This is a genomic window from Mesorhizobium sp. dw_380 (assembly GCF_018588885.1).
GTDB lineage: Bacteria > Pseudomonadota > Alphaproteobacteria > Rhizobiales > Rhizobiaceae > Mesorhizobium.
On record NZ_JAFFIW010000103.1, the window covers coordinates 1 to 1,823 of the forward strand.

Here is a 1,823-nt window from a genome sequence, read left to right on the forward strand (position 1 = left end):
CAGCTTCGGTGCTCCGCTCACCCTTACAACGTCGCCGATTGGCGAAAGTCGCGATGAAGGCCGATCTCCCCCCTCGTGGGGGAGATGTCCGGCAGGACAGAGAGGGGCGCGAAGGATCTCGACCTTTCTGGACCCTTAAGCCTGCGCCTGCGACGCCTCTGGCGCCGCCATCGCCTTCCGCCGTTCCGCCCAATCCTCCAGCCAATCGCGGCTTTGCATCTCGATCAGGCGTGACGCCGTGCGTTCGAACTCGAACACTTCCACGCCGCGCTTGGCCACATAAAGCTTTTGCGGCGCGGCCTCGGCGCTCACCACCAGCCGCACGTGATGATCGTAGAGCATGTCGATCAACAGGATGAAGCGCTTGGCCTCGTTGCGCTTGCCTTCGCCCAGCACCGGCACGTGATCGATGAAGACGGTCGAGAAGCGCCCAGCGATCGCCAGGAAATCGCGCGCGCCAAGTGGCTTTTCGCAGAGATCGGTGAAGGAAAACCGCGCCGCGTCGCCGGCGGCGGCTGGCACTACCACGTGCCGGCCCTTCAGCGTCAGCGACGTCGCGGCTGTCGGCGCGCCACGCGTCATCGTCTGCCAGGCCTCGTCGAGCGCGTGGTCGGCCGCCGCGTCCGCCGGCGTGACATAGACCGGCGTGCGGGCGAGCTTTTCCAGCCGGTAATCCTTGTCGCTGTCGAGTGAGAGCACCTGCGCGTGCCGTTCCAGAATGGCGATGAACGGCAGGAACAGCTGACGGTTGAGCCCGTCGCGGTAGAGATTTTGCGGCGCCACGTTCGACGTGGCGACCAGCACGACGCCGTTGGCGAACAGCGCCGAAAACAGCCGCGACAGGATCATCGCGTCGGCGATGTCGGTGATCGAGAATTCGTCGAAGCACAGCACCCAGGCCTGTTCGGCCAGAGCCTTGGCCACGGGCGGGATCGGGTCATCCTCCTTGACGTCGCCATTCTTGCGCGCCTGCCGGTGCTTCTGGATGCGGTCCTGCACATCGGCCATGAAATCGTTGAAATGGACGCGGCGCTTGCGCCGGACCGGCACCAGCTCGAAGAACATGTCCATCAGCATGGTTTTGCCGCGGCCGACACCGCCATGGATGTAGAGCCCCTTGACGGCCGCATGTGTCTCGCGCTTGCGGGCAAACAGCCAGCCCAGCGCGCTGGATTTCTGCGCCAGCCGCTTGGCTGAAATCTCGTCGATCAGCCGGTCGAGCGCGCCGGCGATCCGCTCTTGCGCCGGATCGCGCGCGACCGCGCCGGTTTCCACCAGATGGTCGTAGCGCTGCCTGACGGTCACATGGGTCTGGAGGCCGTCACGCAGATGCATCGGTCACGTCGTGTTTTGCTTCAATGCGTGTCGTCATCCCAAACCCGGAGCCGGTTTTGGGCGGCATGCACCCGGGAAATCAGGCTTACCTTGTAAGCGAAATCGGCTGGCCGTTGGAAGTCTGGCCGTCGAATTTCGAGCCGCCCGAGGAATAGAGCCGGGCCAGCGAGCCGCCATTCTCATCATAAAGTGTCAGCTGCTTGCCGGCGACATTCCACGACTTGATGCCGTCGATCGGCGCCGGGCAGTGCAACGGCCCGGCGCGGAAGCCGGCACCGAACTTGGTCTGCGGCGTCGCGATCTTGCAGCTCTGGCCGGAAACGCTGGCGTTCCAGACACCGGCGACGCTTGCCGCACTGAGGTCCGCGGCGCCGGCGGGGCCGGGCCCGTCCGGGGGCGGGGCGGCGCCCGCCGGTGTTTCCGGGGGGGGCGGGAGTCGCGCGGGGGGGGTGGGCCGGGCGGGGCGGGGGGGGGGGCGCGTTGGGGGG

Annotated in this window: 2 protein-coding genes; both read right to left on the reverse strand. The window is 66.6% G+C overall.

The window, feature by feature from the left end; all coding sequences use genetic code 11:
• Positions 1 to 135: 135 nt before the first annotated feature.
• Positions 136 to 1,335, reverse strand: a complete 1,200-nt coding sequence (gene zapE / locus JT360_RS32995) for a cell division protein ZapE (RefSeq protein WP_214477594.1) — start codon at positions 1,333 to 1,335, stop codon at positions 136 to 138.
• A gap of 85 nt (positions 1,336 to 1,420) precedes the next feature.
• Positions 1,421 to 1,823: protease inhibitor Inh/omp19 family protein (locus tag JT360_RS33000; RefSeq protein WP_250889245.1), on the reverse strand; the 403-nt coding region annotated here is incomplete at its 5' end.